Origin of the sequence: Aestuariimicrobium sp. T2.26MG-19.2B (genome assembly GCF_950101875.1) — a bacterium.
GTDB classification, from domain to species: Bacteria; Actinomycetota; Actinomycetes; order Propionibacteriales; family Propionibacteriaceae; genus Aestuariimicrobium; species Aestuariimicrobium kwangyangense.
In genome coordinates, this window is sequence record NZ_CATNLW010000001.1 from 1,388,179 (window position 1) to 1,404,622 (window position 16,444).

Genomic DNA, 16,444 nt, shown 5'->3' on the forward strand with positions numbered 1-16,444 from the left:
CGGTGCGGCTGCCCCTAGCGTTGCCCCAGTGAGCCAACCGAGTCGAGCCCTGTCCTCCGCCGCTGCCGGACTGTGGGGGCTCCACTTCGCCTTCCTGACGCCCGCGCTGGCCTTCATCCTGGTGGCGCTGCTCGACATGACCCCCACCCAGATGGGGACGGTCCTGGCGATCTCCAACGCGGGCGGCTTCGTCGCTGCCATCGTGCTGCCGGCCTGGGCCGATCGGACGCGCCAGTACCCGCGGTTCCTGATCGCTGCGGTGCTGTGCACGCTGGCGCTGGTGGCGGTCCTGGCCTCGACGACCAGCCTGCCGGTCGTCGTCGCAGCGCTGGTGGTGCTCGGAGGGCCGGCAGGCACGGGGATGTCGATGCTCTACGGGCACCTGCGGGCGGCCGGCACACCGGCGCGGAGCATCGTCCACACCCGCACGATGGTGTCGTTGGCCTGGATCATCGGGCCTCCCGTGGCCACGTTCCTGATCAGCGGATTCGGGAATGACGCCATCCTGTGGGCCCTTGCCCTGGTCGCGGTCGGCAACCTCGCGACCACCGTGCTGCTGATGCGCGAGCACGCCCGGTCGGCCAGTCCCGCGAAGGCCCCCGACGACCACCTCGACCTGCCCCGCCTGATCGTCGCGCTGATCATGGTCGCCTTCGTGCTGATGCAGGCGGCCAACGCCGCGGGCATCTCGGTGATGAACCTGCACGTGGTCGACTCGCTCGGCCTGTCCCTGTGGTGGGCCGGACTTGCCCTGGGGCTGGCGGCGGCACTCGAGGTGCCCGCCCTGCTGTGGCTCGGACGACTCACCGCGCGCTGGTCAAGCCTCGGCCTGCTGGTCAGCGGAGCGATCGCCAGCATCGCCTACTACCCCCTGATGGCGCTCGCCCAAGGTCCCGTGGTGCTGCTCGGCTCGCAGGTGCTCAATGCCTGGGGAGTCGCCACCATGAGTGGGGTCGGCATCACCTTGTTCCAGCAGATGATCCCTTCGCCCGGCCTCGCCGCTGGCCTGATGACCAACACCCGCAGGATCGGGACCATCGTCAGTGGAGGCCTGATCGCCGTCGCCGCCGGCGGGCTCAGGGGCTACCGAACGGTCTTCCTGGGCTGCGGGCTGCTGGCGGTGCTGGGCCTGCTCATCCTGCTGGTGGCCGTCCGACACACCCGCCGCCGTGTCGTCGGCGCCAGTTCGCGAGCGATCGCCTGAGTCCATTCGTGGACTCGGCCTCGGGTGCCCCCGGTCCGTGATGGGGTCGAGGGGTGAACACTGACGTCCTTCCCGAATTCGACCCGACCACCAGACGCCGCGCCCTCATCGTGCGAGGAGGGTGGGACGGGCACCATCCCGTCGCCGCCACCGACCTGTTCGTTCCCCATCTCGAGCAGCACAACTTCGAGGTGCTGGTGCACGACTCCACGTCCGCCTACGCCGACGCCGACCTGATGGCGTCGGTCGACCTGGTCGTGCAGTGCGTCACCATGGGCACCATCGAGCACGACGAGGTGATGGGACTTCGGCGCGCGGTCGAGGCCGGAACAGGCCTGGCGGGCTGGCATGGCGGCATCTGTGACTCGTTCCGCAACGCCTCGGAGTACCTCCACCTGATCGGTGCCCAGTTCGCGAGTCACCCGGCCTCGTCCAACCCCCACACCATCGACGTGCTGCCTCTCGACCACCCGATCACCCGGGGCGTGCCCAGTTTCGAGCTCGACACCGAGCAGTACTGGATGCTCACCGACACCTACCTCGACGTGCTGGCCACCACGACCCAGGCGTGCACGGACGACGACCCCTGGCATCGTCCGGTCACCTCGCCGGCGGTGTGGACGCGCCAGTGGGGCCAGGGCCGCATCTTCGTGGCGACTCCAGGTCATGACCCGGAGGTATTGGCCAACGAGCACGTGAACCTGCTGGTCAGGCGCGGAATGCTGTGGGCTGCCCGATGAGGCTCGCGATCCTCGGCCTTGGGAACATCTCGGGTCAGTACCTCGCCCAACTGCCCGCGCTGCGCAACCTCGAACTGGTCGCCGTGGCCGATCTGCGGCCCGACGTGGCCCAGGCCGTCGCCGACCGACAGGGCGTGCGGGCGCTCACCCCCGAGCAACTGGTGGCCGATCCCCAGGTGGAGGTCGTGCTCAACCTGACCACCCCCGCCGCCCACGCGCCGACCACCATCGAACTGCTGCGGGCTGGCAAGCACGTCTACCAGGAGAAGCCGTTCGCCCTCACCCCGGACGAGGCCACGGCCATGCTGAGCGCTGCTCGGGAGGCCGGAACCCGGCTGGGGGTCGCCCCCGACACCGTGCTGGGTACCGGGGTGCAGACGGCGCGGGCCATCATCGACGCCGGTGAGATCGGACGCCCCGTCAGCGCCATCGCCGCCTTCGGATGCCCCGGTCACGAGGCCTGGCATCCCAACCCGGCCTTCTACTATGCGGCGGGTGGTGGTCCGATGCTCGACATGGGCGTCTACTACCTGACCGCCCTGGTCACCATGCTCGGCCCTATCGAGGCGGTGGTCGGCATGGCCTCGCGGACGAGGGGACAGCGCGTGGTCCCCGACAACGCCCCCCGTGAGGGCGAGACCATCCAGGTCGAGGTCGACACTCACGTGCAGGCGCGGCTGAGGCACGCGAACGGGGCCCTGACCACGGTGATCACCAGCTTCGACATGACAGCCAGCACCCTTCCGCATCTGGAGGTGCACGGTGAGGAGGGGTCCTTGCAGGTGCCCGATCCCAATGGCTTCGGAGGATCGCCCCGGCTGTTCACCCACCCCTCAACGGGATGGGTCGAGGTGGCCGACCGGGCCGGATTCGTCGACGCCGGCCGGGGCTACGGGGCGTCCGACCTGGTGAGCGCCATCGAGCACGGCCGTGAGCCGCGGCAGGGTGCGGATCTGGGCCGACATGTCTTCGAGGTGATGGACTCCATCCTCGCGAGCGCCCACTCCGACCGGGTGGTCAGCATCCAGAGCAGCTGTGAGCGCCCGGCCGCGGTTCCGCTCGGATCGATGCCGTTCGACTCCTGACCCCTGCGGTCCAGAAGTGGCCCCGACTCGCGCCCGTCCCCGGATTCGGGGACACGAGTGCGAATCGGGGCCATTTCTGGACCAGGGGCCGGTCAAGTTCCCCTCGGCGGCCACAGCCGATCAGCTGCGTCCCACCGTGGGGGAGCCGACCTCCTCGCCCTCGACCACACCGGCCGCCGCGAACTGGCTCTGGTAGAGCTCGTAGTAGTGACCCCGCGAGGTCAGCAGTTCCTCGTGCGATCCCTGCTCGACGATGGCTCCGTGCTCCATCACCAGGATCAGGTCGGCATCGCGAATGGTCGACAGGCGGTGAGCGATCACGAACGAGGTGCGACCGGTGCGCAGGGCATTCATCGCCTGCTGCACCAGCACCTCGGTGCGGGTGTCGACCGACGAGGTGGCCTCGTCGAGGATCAACAGCGCCGGGTCGGCCAGGAAGGCGCGGGCGATCGTGATCAACTGCTTCTCACCGGCCGAGATGTTGGACCCCTCGTCGTCGATGACCGTCTCGTAGCCATCGGGCAGCGAGTGGACGAACCGCTCGACATAGGTCGCGCGCGCCGCGGCCTCGACCTCGGCATCGGTGGCATCGGGTCGTCCGTAGCGGATGTTCTCGCGAATCGTGCCGCCGAACAGCCACGTGTCCTGCAACACCATGCCCAGCTTCGAGCGCAGCGCCGACCGTGGCACCGAGGCGACGTCGACCCCGTCGAGCAGGATCCGACCGCCGTCGAGTTCGTAGAACCGCATCAGCAGGTTGACCAGCGTGGTCTTGCCCGCGCCGGTGGGCCCGACGATCGCCACTGTCTGGCCCGGCTCCACCGACAGGGTCAGGTCGCTGATCAGCGGACGATCGGGTGTGTACGAGAAGCGCACGTGCTCGAACTCCACCTCACCCTGGGTGACCGGCAACGTCCCATGCGACTCCGGGGTGATCTCGTCGGCGTCCAGCACCTCGAAGACGCGCTCGGCCGAGGCGACCCCCGACTGCAGCAGGTTGGCCATCGAGGCCAACTGGGTGATCGGCTGGGTGAACATCCGCGAGTACTGGATGAAGGCCTGCACGTCGCCCAGGGGCAGTCGTCCTGAGGCCACCATCAGACCCCCGACGACAGCGATCGCCACGTAGTTGAGGTTCCCCACGAAGAACATGACGGGCATCATGATCCCGCTCAGGAACTGACCACCGAATGAGGCCCGGCGCAGTTCGGTGTTGCGCCGGGAGAACTCCTGCTCGATCTCACGCTGGCGTCCGAAGACCTTCACCAGCGAGTGCCCCGAGAACGACTCCTCGATGTGCTGGTTCAGTTCACCGGTCGCCTTCCACATGCCGGCGAACTGCACCTGCGAGCGCTTGCCGATCACACCGGCGATCACGCCGGACACCGGGATGATCAGCACCGTGATCAGGGTCAGCCACGGGTCGACCCACAGCATCATCACCAGCACGCCGATCACCATCAACACGGAGTTGAGCAGCTGCTGGACGGTCTGTTGCAGGGTGGTGGCCACGTTGTCGATGTCATTGGTGACCCGGCTCAGCAGCTCGCCGCGCGGCTGCGAGTCGAAGTACGACAGTGGCAGGCTGTCGAGCTTCTCCGAGACGTCGCGACGCAGCTGGTAGATGCCCCGGTTCACGATGTGGTTGAGGATCCATCCTTGGCCGACCATCAGCAGCGCCGAGACCACGTACAGCCCGAGCGCGATGCCCAGGATCTGCAACAGCTTGTCGGTGTTGATGCCGAGCCCGGGAACCAACGGCAGCTTGCTGATCAGGTCGGCGAGATCTGCCTGCCCGGCGACCCGCAACTGCTCGAGCAGGGCCTCCTTGGAGATGCCGGCCGGGAACTGCTTGCCCACCACACCAGCGACGATGTAGTCGGTGGCGCGTCCGAGGATCTTCGGTCCGACGACGTTGAACGCCACGCCGAGCATGGCCATCACCACCACCAGTGCGGCGGCCGGCTTGTGCTCACCGAACCGCCCCAGCAGGCGCTTCAGCGACGGCCCGAAGGCCACCGCCTTCTCATTGACCCGTCCGATGCCGGGGCCGTGGCCCTGGGCGCCTGCCTTGCGGGCGGTCTCGGCGATCTCCGAGCGCTGGTTGGCGGCGGGTGTCTTCTGGGAATCGCTCATGCGGCGGCCTCCTCGGCGCTCAGCTGCGAATCGACGATCTCTGCATAGGTGCCACAGGTCTGGACGAGGTCGTCGTGGCGTCCGATGCCGACGATGCGACCCTCGTCCAGCACGACGATCTGGTCGGCGTGCCGGATCGTGGAGACCCGCTGGGCCACGATCAGCAGGCCCGCATCCGTGACCTCCCGCGCCAACGCCGCCCGCAGCCGGGAGTCGGTGGCCACGTCGAGCGCCGAGAACGAGTCGTCGAAGATGTAGATCGCCGGACGTTTCACCAGGGCGCGGGCGATCGAGAGGCGCTGCCGCTGACCGCCGGAGACGTTGGTGCCTCCCTGGGAGATGTGCGCGTCCAGGCCACCGTCCATGGCGCGGACGAAGTCGGCTGCCTGCGCCGTCTCGAGGGCTGCCCACATCTGGTCCTCTGTGGCGTCGGGTGAGCCGTGCTGCAGGTTCGTGCGCACTGTCCCGGAGAACAGGTAGGGACGCTGGGGCACCAGGCCCAGCTCGGCCCACAGGGCGTCCGGCTCGAGCTCGCGCACGTCGACCCCGTTGACGCGCACCGCCCCGCCCGTGGCGTCGAACAGCCGCGGGATCAGGTTGGTCAGCGTCGTCTTGCCCGAACCCGTCGAGCCGATCACCGCAGTCGTCTCGCGAGGGCGGATCTGGAAGGTGAGGTCGCGAAGCACGGGCGCCTCGGCACCCGGGTAGGTGAACTCCACATGGTCGAAGTCGATGGTGACCGGGCCCGCGGGTACGTGGACGCCGTTGGTCGGGGGAACGACGGACGACTCCGTGTCGAGCACCTCGGTGATGCGGGTGGCCGAGACCGCTGCGCGGGGGGCCATGAAGGTCATCATCGTCGCCATCATCACGCTCATCAGGATCTGCATCAGGTAGGTGATGAAGGCGGTGAGCTGGCCGACCTGCAGGTCACCGGAGTCGATGCGCTGGGCCCCGAACCACATCACCGCGATGTTGCTGGCGTTCATCACGAACATCACCAGCGGGAACAACGCGACCATCAACTGGCCGACCTTCATCTGCACGTCGACCAGGCTCTCGTTGGCGTCGTCGAACCGCTTGGCCTCGTGGGGTTCGCGGACGAAGGCCCGCACCACCCGGATGCCGGTGATCTGCTCACGCAGCACCCGGTTCATGGTGTCGATCCGGGTCTGGACCTTGCCGAACAGGGGGAAGGCCCGCCACAGCAGCACCCCGAGACCGATGCCGAGCACCAGGACCGCGCCCAGGATCACCCAGCTGAGCTGGGTGTCCTCGCGCAGGGCCATGAACACTCCGAAGACCATCGTGAAGGGGGCGCCGATCATCATGATCAGGGTCATCAGCACCAGTTGCTGCACCTGCTGCACGTCGTTGGTGTTGCGGGTGATCAGCGAGGCCGCCCCGAAGTGGTTCACCTCGCGTGCGCTGTAGCCGACCACCTGGTGGAAGATGTCGTCGCGCAGGTCTCGTCCCACGTTCATGGCGACGGTCGCGCCCAGGTAGACCGCCGCCACCTGGGCGAGCACCTGCAGCGCGCTGACGCCGAGCATGAACCCTCCGTGGCGCCAGATGTAGGGAATGTCCTGCTTGAGCACACCGACGTCGATGATCTCGGCGTTCAGGGTGGGCAGCCACAGCGAGGCGGCGACCGCCACCAGTTGCAGCACGGCAACCGCCCCGATCAAGCCCCAGTAGGGCTTGACGTAGCGGTTCACGAGATGGACCAACATCAGATCTCCTGTCGATCGGGCCGGGTTGCTTCGGGGCGGCCTGTTTCGGGGCGGCCTGTGTCGGGGCGGGCGAACCCGTGCAGCATCAGTTCGGTGACCTCGTCGATGTCTTCGAAGCGTGAGACCGAGAGGAAGGGATGCATGGTCGCGAGGGCCATGGTGTGGACGAGGCCTGCTGCCTTCGAGGTGGAGACCGTCAGGTCGTCCGCGAAGGGGCTGAGCAGGGAGGCGATGGCCCCCGTGACCCGGCTGATGCGCGCCCAGTGGGCGTTCTGCGGGGGAGGGAGGTGTCGGGGCGGGGCAGGCGTCTCACCGGCGCTGGAGTGGAGGGCCGCGAAGAAGGCGCTGGTGGTGCGGACGTTCTCGTTCAGCACCGCCAGGACGTCGTGCACGGCCTCGGCCAGGCTCGAGGGGTGGAGGGCACCGATGGCGCTGATCACCCGCGTGGGATCGACGACGTCGTCGATGACCGCGCACATCAACTCATGCTTGGTCGGGAAGACCCGGAACAGCGTGCCCTCGGCGATGCCCGCAGCCTCGGCGACCTGCCTCGTGGTGAGTTGTGCCCCCTGCTCCATGAACAGGGGACGGGCCACCTCGACGATGGCTGTCCGACGTTCCTCAGCGGGAAGGGGCTTGGCGCGCGGTGTCACCCGCAGAACATTAGTGAGTGAGTGCTCACTCATTCAAGGGTGGAAACCCCTACTTTGGTCTGGACCTTGTCGGCGGACGAACCCGACGGGCGGCCAGCCGAGGGTGCCGAGGGCGCGCGGTCCAGAAATGGACCCAAGGTCCCGCCGGAGCGCCACCCACGCGCCCTGGGTGCATCCCGGGGCCAATTCTGGACAGCGACGCGTCGGCCCCGGGGTCACCGCACTCCGGCACAATCGAGGCATGAGCCAGCTGATCGCCCCCCGTTCGGTGCCGCTGGGCGGCTACCGGTCCATGACCGTGCGTCGGACCCTCCCCTCGAAGGGCCGCGCCTTCATCGGCGCCTGGTGTTTCGCTGACCACTACGGGCCCGAGCGGACCGCCATGGACGTGGCTCCCCACCCACACACCGGGCTGCAGACGGTGAGCTGGCTGTTCTCGGGTGAGATCGAGCACCGCGACGCCCTCGGAACGGTGGCCAAGGTACGCCCGGGCGAGGTGAACCTGATGACGGCGGGCTCGGGCATCTGTCATTCCGAGGTGAGCACCGACCCGGACGCCCTGCTGCACGGAGTGCAACTGTGGGTGGCCCTGCCCGAGTCGGCGAGGCACCGCCCCCGCGCCTTCCAGAACCACGCCTGCGAGCGGGTCGACCTCGACTCCGGAGCTGCGGCGCGGGTGCTGACGGGCACGTTGCCCGGGGTGGGCTCGTCGCCGGTCACGACCTGGTCCCCCTTGCTGGGAGCCGAACTCGACCTGCCCTCGCACTGTGCCATCCGACTGGACCTCGAACCCGAGTTCGAGCACGGGTTCCTGGTCGACGGCGGCACCGTCGAGGTCGACCATGAACCGGTCGGCCACGGCCAACTGCTGCACCGCGACGCGGGCCCGTCCACCGTCTCGCTCCGCACCGGCGATCAGCCGGCGCGGGTGATGCTGCTCGGTGGCGTGCCGTTCGAGGAAGAGGTGATCATGTGGTGGAACTTCCTCGGTCGCAGTCACGACGAGATCGAGCAGTTCGCCCGCGAGTGGAACGAGGGGTCCGAGCGGTTCGGCGCCGTGGAGGGGTACCGACCCCATCCCGGCGGCACCGCGCGGATCCCCCCGCCAGCCATGCCACCGGGACGACTGCTGCCGACCGTTCGCCGAGGACGACGCTCGAGCGTCGAGTGACCCGCGCCCCTAGGCTGGGACGGTGACTGAACTGGGCGCCCTCGCCGACCGCACCTTCTCGGCCGTCATCTTCGACATGGACGGAACCCTGATCGACTCCACCCCGGCGGTGGAACGGTCGTGGCGGATCTGGGCCGCGGAGTTCGGCCTCGACGTCGATGACCTTGCCTCCGCCCACGGGATTCCCGCGGAGACCACCGCTCGGCGACTGGTACGGGCCGACCGCGTCGACGAGGCGGTGGCGCGGATCAACGAGATCGAGCTGGACGACCTGGACGGAGTCACCCTCCTGCCCGGTGCCCAGGAGGCGCTGGACGCGCTCACCGATGACCGGCGAGCGATTGCGACCTCGTGCACCCGTCCCCTGTTCGAGGCACGGATCGCGGCGGCGGGCTTCCCCCGTCCGGGCATCATCGTCACCGCGGACGACATCGAGCACGGCAAGCCACACCCCGACCCGTTCCTGCGTGGGGCCGAACTGCTCGGCTTCGACCCTCGTGAGTGCCTCGTCTTCGAGGACGCGCCGGGCGGGGTGGCGGCAGCCCGAGCCGCCGGTTGCCCCGTGATCGGGTTGACGACCACCTCCGGCCCGGAAGGCCTGGCGGAGGCCGACGCGATCATCGGCAGCCTTGCCGACATCCGTCTGGTGCAGACTCCGGACGGCATCCGGCTGCAGCCGGCCTGACGCGGCCGGCCGCCCAGAAGGCCGACGAACCGGTCAGCGGACGGGGACCGATCAGTGCCCGCGGGCGATCCACTCCTGCACGTGGGGTGCCTCGTCCGCGATGGTGGTCGACTCGCCGTGACCCGTGTGGACGACCGTGGACGCGGGCAGGCTCAGCAACCGACGCTGGATCGAGTCGACGATGGTCTCGAAGGACGACCAGCTTCGTCCGGTCGCTCCCGGGCCACCCCTGAACAGGGTGTCACCGCTGAACACGACGCCGAGGGCCGGGACGTGGAAGCAGCAGGCCCCCGGTGAGTGGCCCGGTGTGTGCAGCACCTGCACCTCCACCCCGGCCACCGGGATCACCTGCCCGTCGGCGAGTTCGGCGTCGGGGCCGAGGTCGGGGAAGACCAGGTCCCACAGCATCCTGTCGTCCGGGTGCAGCCACGCGGGGGCACCCACCCGTTCGGTGAGTTCGCGGGTGGCCCTGATGTGGTCGTCGTGACCGTGGGTGAGCAGCACGGCGAGCACCTTGCGTCCGGCGACGAGTTCGGCGATCGCCGCGTCGTCATGGGGGGCGTCGATCACGACGCACTCGTGGTCGTCGCCGAGCACCCAGACGTTGTTGTCGACGTCGAAGGTCTCACCGTCGAGGGAGAACGTTCCGGAGGTGACGGTGTGGTCGATGCGCGCGCTCACAGTTCCACCACCGATCGCAGGACCTCGCCGCGGTGCATCTTCTCGAAGGCCTCGTCGATCTCGGTGATCTGGATCCGTTCCGAGACGAAACCGTCCAGGTCGAAGCGTCCCTGCCGGTACAGGTCGACCAGCATGGGGAAGTCGCGCTCGGGCAGGCAGTCGCCGTACCAGGACGACTTGAGCGCACCGCCTCGTCCGAAGATGTCGATCATGGGCAGTTCCACCATCTGCTCGGGGGTGGGCACACCCACCAGCACGACCGTGCCGGCGAGGTCGCGCAGGTAGAAGGCCTGTCGATACGTCTCCGGACGACCGACCGCCTCGACCACCACGTCGACGCCGTTGCCCTCGGTCAGGGCACGGACAGCCTCGACCGGGTCGTGGTCACGGCTGTTGACGGTGTGGGTGGCACCGAACCGTCGGGCCCCTTCGAGCTTGCGGTCGTCCACGTCGATGGCGATGATCATGGTCGCTCCGGCGATCCGGGAGCCCTGGATGGCGGCATTGCCGACACCACCGCAGCCGATCACGGCCACCGAGTCGCCGCGGGACACCCCACCGGTGTTGACCGCGGCGCCGAAGCCCGCCATCACCCCGCAGCCGAGCAGTCCGACGGCGGCCGGGTCGGCCTCGGGATCGACCTTGGTGCACTGGCCGGCGGCGACCAGCGTCTTCTCGATGAAGGCTCCGATGCCCAGGGCTGGGGTGAGTTCGCTGCCATCGGTCAGCGTCATCCGCTGGCTGGCGTTGTGGGTGGCGAAGCAGTACCAGGGCTTGCCGCGGCGACAGGCGCGGCACTGGCCGCAGACGGCCCGCCAGTTCAGCACGACGGTGTCACCGGGTGCCACCCTGGTCACCCCGTCGCCGACCGACTCGACGACGCCCGAGGCCTCGTGGCCGAGCAGGAAGGGGAACTCGTCATTGATCCCGCCGTCGCGGTAGTGCAGGTCGGTGTGGCAGACGCCGCACGCCTTGATGGCCACGACCACCTCACCGGGCCCGGGGTCGGGCACGACGATGTCGACCAGTTCGACGGGTGCTCCCTTGGATCGGGCGATCACGCCCTTGACGGTCTGTGACATGCGGGTCCTTTCAGTCGGCCGACCGGTCCAGTCTTTCGGATCGGGTCGGGCAGTGAGGGGTTCGGGGTCAACTGCGGAGCTCGGGTCAACTGCGGAGTTCGGGGTCAACTGCTGGGTGCGGCCGGGCGAGGAGCCCGGCCGTCCAGAAATGGTCACACGATCGCCGGATCGACCAAGATCGGCGTCGGCGCCTCGGGTTGGGTCCATTTCTGGACCGAGCGGGGAGCGCAGGGTCTGGAGCGGGGACTAGAGGTCGACGCCGTCGGAGGGCAGCGGGTCGGACCCCTCAAGAGGGTTCGCCGCCGTGGTGAACGGGTTCGGCTCGTCGGGCAGCGGCTGCAATCGCACTGCCGTGCCGTAGGCCGCCACCTCGGAGGTGCCGTCGTTCACCTTGCCACCGTCGAAGCGCAGGCCCACCACGGCGTCCGCGCGGGCCTCGATCGCCATCGCCACCAACGCGTCGACAGCTTCCTGGCGGGTCGTGGTCAACACGGCCGAGAGATCGGCGGAGGCCCGCATGTCGCGGGCGCGGGTGACCACCCCGATCACCTCGCCCACCACCTCGTCGATGGTGCGGCCGGGCAGCGTGTCCGTCGTGGTGACGGGGAGGTCGCGGTGCCGGAAGACAGCCCGACGAGGTTCGGGTTCGGGCACCGGGGTGGCGGGGACCGGTTGGTCGGGCGCGGCGCCCCACTGACCCGCCGCTTGGGGTCCCGGGCCTTGGGGTCCTGGCCCTTGCCCGGGGGCGCCCCAGTGCGGGCCGGGCTGCTGCCACGGCTGCCCCGGTGCGGGGTGGGGCTGCCCCTGAGCGCCCGGTTGAGGCGGCACCTGATGTCCCGGCTGCGGTTGCCCCTGCGGGGGCTGGTTCCATGGCTGACCTGGGGGTCCCCACGGCTGCTGGCCGTAGGGATTCTGGCCACCCGGCTGCTGGCCGTAGGGATTCTGACCCGAGGAGCTGTGTCCGTATGACATGGCCCCACGATAGGGCGACCCCGAGCCAACCACCGCCCCCGTGCAGAGGCCGTACAGGGGTCCAGCCTGCCCCTCGGTAGGCTGACCCCCGTGACTGATCAGACCACGGCCCACACCGACGCCCCGGAGCCCACCGCTGCCGAGGTCAACGAGCAGATGCAGGTGCGACGCGACAAGCGCGATCGCATCCTCGCCGCCGGTGGTCAGGCCTACCCGGTCGACCTGGTGCGCAGCCACACGCTTTCCCAGGTGCGCGAGACGTGGGGCCACCTGCAGGCCGGTGAGGAGACCGACGACGAGGTCACCGTCGGCGGACGGGTGGTGTTCATCCGCAACACCGGCAAGCTTGCCTTCGCCACCCTGCAGGACGGCTTCACCCCGACCGACAACGGTGAACGTCTGCAGGTGATGCTCTCGTTGGCCGAGGTGGGTGAGCAAGCCCTTGCCGACTGGAAGGCCGATGTCGACCTGGGCGACCACGTCTGGGTGCGGGGGCGGGTGATCTCGTCCAAGCGGGGTGAACTGTCGGTGATGGCAGCCGAGTGGCGGATGGCGTCGAAGGCCCTTCGTCCGCTGCCCACGCTGCACAAGGAACTGAGCGAGGAGTCGCGGGTGCGCCAGCGCCATGCCGACCTGGTGGTGCGCCCAGAGGCCCGCGAGATGGTGCGCCGCCGCGCCGCGGTCACCCGATCCATCCGCTCCACCTTGGAGGAGCTGGGATTCATGGAGGTCGAGACCCCCACCCTGCAGCTCATCCACGGAGGCGCGACGGCGCGTCCCTTCCGCACCCACCTCAATGCCTTCGACCTGCCTATGACCCTGCGGATCGCGCTCGAGTTGTACCTCAAGCGGGCCATGGTGGGCGGTGCAGACCGGGTCTTCGAACTGGGACGAATCTTCCGCAACGAGGGCATTGACTCCAGCCACAGCCCCGAGTTCACGATGCTGGAGGCCTACCAGTCGTGGGGCAACCAGTTCACCATCGCCGAGGTGCTGCAGACCGTGATCCGGCGCGCGGCGGAGGCGGTGGGCAGCCTGGAGGTGACCACTCCCGAGGGGGAGGTGATCCACCTGGGTGCCGAGTGGCGTTGGGTGGGCGTCTACCCCGGGCTCTCGGAGCGGCTCGGGCGCGAGGTCACCCTCGACACCCCCCGGGAGGAGCTCGAGGCCATCGCCGCCGAGCATGGTGTCGAGCTCAAGCCGGGCCTGTCCGAGGGCAAGATCGTGCTCGAGTTGTTCGGCGACCTCGTCGAGCCGACCCTGGTGCAGCCCACCTTCGTCTGCGACTTCCCGGCCATCGCGCAGCCCCTGGCCCGACCCCACCGGGACGATCCCCGGCTGGTCGAGGCCTGGGACCTGATCATCGGTGGGTTCGAGTGCGGCACCGGCTTCTCGGAACTGATCGACCCCGTCATCCAACGCGACGTGCTGACCGCACAGTCGGTTGCCGCGGCCGCCGGTGACGTCGAGGCGATGCAACTGGACGAGGACTTCCTGACCGCCCTCGAACTCGGCGCCCCACCCATGGGCGGTCTGGGCATGGGCCTCGACCGGCTGATGATGCTGTTGTCGGGGGCCGGCATCCGCGAGACGATCCTGTTCCCGCTGCTGAAGCCCCGCTGACTGGCAGGCTGGTGGGATGAACCAGATCCCCACCCCGGCTGAAACCCTGCGCAAGTACCTGGACGAGGCGCGCGACGGCATGCTGTCGAAGCTCGACGGGCTGGACGAGCACGCGCTGCGCTGGCCGCACACCGCGACCGGTGCCAACCTGCTCGGGATCCTCAAGCACGCGGCCTCGATCGAGCTCGGCTACCTGGGCGACTGTTTCGACCGCCCCAGCGGGGTGCCGCTGCCCTGGTTCGACGAGGGTGCCGAGCTGAATGCCGACTTCTGGTGCACACCGGACGAGACGGTCGACGACATCCGGGCGCTGACGCGGGCCGCCCAGCAGACCATCCGCGCCACCCTCGAGGCGCTGCCCCTTGACGCCGTCGGCCGGGTGCCGTGGTGGACGGGACGGGAGCGGGTGACGCTGCACCAGGTCGCCGTGCACACGCTCACCGATCTGGCCCGCCACGCGGGGCACATGGACATCGTCCGCGAATTGATCGACGGACGGGTCGGGCTCCGCAAGGAGGGTGACAACATGCCGGAGATCGACTGGCAGGCCTATCGGACGAAGCTCGAGCGGCTCGCCGATCAGGCGCCGGGGAGGCCGGGGCCTACTTCCACAGGGTCGTGAGGGAGAACGCGATCGCCATCAGACCGATGCCGATCACGATGTTCCAGTCGCCCAGGTCGCGCATGACGGGGATCCGGTAACCGGTGATGTAGTAGACCACCAGCCAGAGCACCCCCAGAAGTCCGGTGGGGATGAAGGCCCACGGCACCCACGAGCGATCGCTGGGACCACTCCTGCGTGTGGCCTTCTTCTCGGCGAGCTTGGCCTGGTCGCTGGCCTTGCGCTTCTTGTCGGCCGCCGTTCGGCTCTTGGACTCTGGCACCGGGTCCCTCCCTGGTCTGGTGTCGCGGCCGGCACCACCACTCCCGGTGACCGCGCCAACGCTGCAGGTAGCCTAGTCGAGACAACGCGCGGCGCCCATTCGCGCCACCCGCCACCGCCGAGGGAGCTTGATGAGCGAGCCGGACGAACTGGTCACCGGGCACCACCACTCCGTGGTGCGTCCGGCAGCCCGCTCGGTCGGTCGACGGATCGTCCGCGCGGTCCGGTGGGCGCGGTTACGGGAACGACGACGACGCAGCACACGCCTGGGTCGAGTGGCGACCGTCGGGGTGATCGCCATCGCGACGCTGATGGCCACCATCGGCGCCATCACCTCCCACGGCAGCGACCTGAGGGCGGGACGCAACACCGATCTGGTCGACCTGGTGAGGGCGCAGGCCGACACCAACAAGAACCTCCAGACCCAACTCGGAGCCCTGCGCAAGGACGTGGACGCACTGTCGAGGGCCGACGCCGGCAATCCCCAACTGGCGGCCCAGGTCGAGCAGGCCTCACTCGACGCCGGGGCCACGGCGGTCAGCGGCCCGGCCGTGAAGGTCACCCTCACGGATGCACCACTGTCGGTGCAGCCGGTCGGGGTGGACGAGGACCTGCTGGTGGTGCACCAGCAGGACATCCAGCTGGTGGTGAACCTGTTCTGGGCGGCCGGTGCCGAGGCGATGACGATCCAGGGACAACGAGTCATCTCGACCACCGGGGTGAAGTGCGTGGGCAACTCGGTGGTGCTGCACGGCATCCCCTACGCGCCGCCCTACGAGATCGTCGCCATCGGCGACCCGGGGCAGTTGATCATCGCGCTCGACACCTCCGACGGGGTGCGCATCTACAAGCAGTACGCCGATCGCTACCAGTTGGGATGGAAGCAGGCGGACGTCGGCCGGGTGACCATGCCCGCCTACACCGGCTCCACGACCCTCAGCCACGCCAAACCCATCCCCTGACCAGGCGTGTCAGCGGCATGCGGGGCTCCACCCCTGACTCGAGGCACCCGTCCCGCATGTCCAGAAGTGGACGCAAGATCACCCAGGGGCCCCGAAACAGCCGCCCTGGTCGATCTGGTGGCCATTTCTGGACATGCGCCACAATGAGCAGCATGCGGATCCTCGTCATCGACAACTACGACTCGTTCGTCTACAACCTGGTGCAGTACCTCTACCAGTTGGGCGCCGAGGTCGAGGTCTGGCGCAATGACGACACCCGGCTGACATCCCCCACGTTCCACGAGGGGTTCGACGGCATCCTGCTCTCACCCGGCCCCGGTACCCCCGAGGAGGCCGGTGCCTGCATCGACATCGTGCGCAGCCACACAGGTGTGGTGCCCATCTTCGGGGTGTGCCTGGGGCTGCAGTCGATGGCGGTGGCCTACGGCGGCACGGTCGGACGAGCACCCGAACTGCTGCACGGCAAGACCTCGCTGGTGCACCACGACGGCAAGGGTTGCTTCCGTGGACTGCCGAGCCCGTTCACCGCGACGCGTTACCACTCCTTGGCAATCGTGCCCGAGAGCCTTCCCGACTGCCTCGAGGTGACCGCCCGTACCGACTCGGGGGTCATCATGGGCGTGAGGCACCGCACCGCCCTGGTGGAGTCGGTGCAGTTCCACCCCGAGAGCGTGCTCACCGAACACGGGCACCAATTGCTGGCCAACTGGCTCGCCGACTGCGGGGACGCCGAGGCGCCGGCCCGAGGGGCGAAGCTGCGCCCCCTCATGACCTCCGCCGGCTGACGATCAGGGGCCGGTCGATGACCACCGCCGGCTGACGAGTTGGGCCTCA

The 16,444-nt window shown here is 68.9% G+C and carries 16 protein-coding genes; 9 read left to right on the forward strand and 7 right to left on the reverse strand.

Features of this window, described 5'->3' with window-relative positions; translation table 11 throughout:
• Positions 1-28: 28 nt before the first annotated feature.
• The 3 genes from QQZ11_RS06185 to QQZ11_RS06195 are packed head-to-tail and all read left to right on the forward strand — an operon-like array spanning position 29 to position 3,029.
• Positions 29-1,204 carry an MFS transporter gene (locus QQZ11_RS06185; RefSeq protein WP_284549290.1) on the forward strand — a complete coding sequence of 392 codons (1,176 nt, stop codon included), beginning with the start codon at positions 29-31 and terminating at the stop codon, positions 1,202-1,204.
• Between the two features lie 53 nt (positions 1,205-1,257).
• On the forward strand, positions 1,258-1,944 hold the full coding sequence (locus tag QQZ11_RS06190) for a ThuA domain-containing protein (protein ID WP_284549291.1): 687 nt from the start codon (positions 1,258-1,260) through the stop codon (positions 1,942-1,944).
• A complete protein-coding gene (locus QQZ11_RS06195) occupies positions 1,941-3,029 on the forward strand; it encodes a Gfo/Idh/MocA family protein (RefSeq protein WP_284549292.1) in 1,089 nt (362 codons plus the stop codon). Before QQZ11_RS06190 ends, QQZ11_RS06195 begins: the two co-directional genes overlap by 4 nt.
• A gap of 120 nt (positions 3,030-3,149) precedes the next feature.
• Here QQZ11_RS06195 and QQZ11_RS06200 read toward each other — a convergent pair whose 3' ends face one another.
• The 3 genes from QQZ11_RS06200 to QQZ11_RS06210 are packed head-to-tail and all read right to left on the reverse strand — an operon-like array spanning position 3,150 to position 7,584.
• Positions 3,150-5,165: an ABC transporter ATP-binding protein gene (locus QQZ11_RS06200; RefSeq protein ID WP_284549294.1), complete on the reverse strand. Its 2,016-nt coding sequence runs from the start codon at positions 5,163-5,165 to the stop codon at positions 3,150-3,152.
• Positions 5,162-6,898, reverse strand: a complete 1,737-nt coding sequence (locus QQZ11_RS06205; protein WP_284549296.1) for an ABC transporter ATP-binding protein — start codon at positions 6,896-6,898, stop codon at positions 5,162-5,164. Before QQZ11_RS06205 ends, QQZ11_RS06200 begins: the two co-directional genes overlap by 4 nt.
• A complete protein-coding gene (locus QQZ11_RS06210) occupies positions 6,898-7,584 on the reverse strand; it encodes a TetR/AcrR family transcriptional regulator (RefSeq protein ID WP_284549297.1) in 687 nt (228 codons plus the stop codon). Before QQZ11_RS06210 ends, QQZ11_RS06205 begins: the two co-directional genes overlap by 1 nt.
• A 208-nt stretch (positions 7,585-7,792) precedes the next feature.
• On the opposite strand from QQZ11_RS06210, the gene QQZ11_RS06215 reads away from it, so the two are divergent.
• Positions 7,793-8,722, forward strand: a complete 930-nt coding sequence (locus QQZ11_RS06215) for a pirin family protein (protein WP_284549298.1) — start codon at positions 7,793-7,795, stop codon at positions 8,720-8,722.
• Positions 8,723-8,744: 22 nt separating this feature from the next.
• Positions 8,745-9,407, forward strand: coding sequence for an HAD-IA family hydrolase (locus QQZ11_RS06220; protein ID WP_284549299.1), 663 nt, complete (start codon positions 8,745-8,747; stop codon positions 9,405-9,407).
• 51 nt (positions 9,408-9,458) lie between these two features.
• On the opposite strand, the gene QQZ11_RS06225 is transcribed toward QQZ11_RS06220, so the two are convergent.
• The 3 genes from QQZ11_RS06225 to QQZ11_RS06235 form a co-directional block, all read right to left on the reverse strand.
• Positions 9,459-10,088: an MBL fold metallo-hydrolase gene (locus QQZ11_RS06225; protein ID WP_284549301.1), complete on the reverse strand. Its 630-nt coding sequence runs from the start codon at positions 10,086-10,088 to the stop codon at positions 9,459-9,461.
• Positions 10,085-11,170 (reverse strand): S-(hydroxymethyl)mycothiol dehydrogenase, encoded by a 1,086-nt coding sequence (locus tag QQZ11_RS06230; RefSeq protein WP_022908688.1) that lies wholly within the window; start codon positions 11,168-11,170, stop codon positions 10,085-10,087. Before QQZ11_RS06230 ends, QQZ11_RS06225 begins: the two co-directional genes overlap by 4 nt.
• A gap of 246 nt (positions 11,171-11,416) precedes the next feature.
• Positions 11,417-11,824 (reverse strand): heavy metal-binding domain-containing protein, encoded by a 408-nt coding sequence (locus QQZ11_RS06235; RefSeq protein WP_022908687.1) that lies wholly within the window; start codon positions 11,822-11,824, stop codon positions 11,417-11,419.
• 474 nt (positions 11,825-12,298) lie between these two features.
• Here QQZ11_RS06235 and QQZ11_RS06240 point away from each other — a divergent pair, with 474 nt between their 5' ends.
• A complete protein-coding gene (locus QQZ11_RS06240; RefSeq protein WP_284550180.1) occupies positions 12,299-13,765 on the forward strand; it encodes a lysine--tRNA ligase in 1,467 nt (488 codons plus the stop codon).
• Positions 13,766-13,781: 16 nt separating this feature from the next.
• A complete protein-coding gene (locus tag QQZ11_RS06245; protein ID WP_284549303.1) occupies positions 13,782-14,387 on the forward strand; it encodes a DinB family protein in 606 nt (201 codons plus the stop codon).
• On the opposite strand, the gene QQZ11_RS06250 is transcribed toward QQZ11_RS06245, so the two are convergent.
• Positions 14,368-14,649 (reverse strand): cell division protein CrgA, encoded by a 282-nt coding sequence (locus tag QQZ11_RS06250; RefSeq protein ID WP_022908683.1) that lies wholly within the window; start codon positions 14,647-14,649, stop codon positions 14,368-14,370. The genes QQZ11_RS06245 and QQZ11_RS06250 overlap by 20 nt on opposite strands.
• A 130-nt stretch (positions 14,650-14,779) precedes the next feature.
• Here QQZ11_RS06250 and QQZ11_RS06255 point away from each other — a divergent pair, with 130 nt between their 5' ends.
• Together QQZ11_RS06255 and QQZ11_RS06260 are read left to right on the forward strand one after the other, a co-directional pair.
• Positions 14,780-15,610, forward strand: coding sequence for a DUF881 domain-containing protein (locus QQZ11_RS06255; RefSeq protein WP_284549305.1), 831 nt, complete (start codon positions 14,780-14,782; stop codon positions 15,608-15,610).
• A 143-nt stretch (positions 15,611-15,753) separates the two neighbouring features.
• Positions 15,754-16,395, forward strand: coding sequence for an aminodeoxychorismate/anthranilate synthase component II (locus QQZ11_RS06260; RefSeq protein ID WP_022908681.1), 642 nt, complete (start codon positions 15,754-15,756; stop codon positions 16,393-16,395).
• Positions 16,396-16,444 lie beyond the last annotated feature (49 nt).